This window comes from Microbacterium sp. ZXX196 (genome assembly GCF_009709595.1).
Taxonomy (GTDB): domain Bacteria; phylum Actinomycetota; class Actinomycetes; order Actinomycetales; family Microbacteriaceae; genus Microbacterium; species Microbacterium excoecariae.
Genome location: NZ_WMEE01000098.1, coordinates 1 through 280, shown reverse-complemented (window position 1 = coordinate 280; position 280 = coordinate 1). Strand labels below are relative to the sequence as shown.

General features: G+C 72.5%; 1 pseudogene. It reads right to left on the bottom strand.

Annotated elements, in window-relative coordinates:
• Nucleotides 1-266: pseudogene (locus GJQ66_RS14845) on the bottom strand (hypothetical protein); the annotation flags it as partial.
• Between the last annotated feature and the right edge of the window lie 14 nt (nucleotides 267-280).

Here is a 280-nt window from a genome sequence, read left to right as displayed (position 1 = left end):
AGGCCCAGGTACTCGGCGACCTCCACGGGCGCGAGGGTGCCCAGTCCGGCGGAGGCGAAGCCGTCGATCACCGACCGGTCCAGGCCGCTGTCGGCGAGCGCCCGGCGGGCGGCCTGGGCATGCAGGGCGTAGGGGGTGGCCTCGTCCACGCGTCCGCAGTCGGACAGGGCCACTCCGGCGACGGCCACTTTGCGGTTGCCGATGGCCGCTGTGCGGTTTCCGGTGGGGTGGGTGCTTCCTGAGGCTCGGGCAGGCCCTGAAGTCATGGATCTGACGGTAC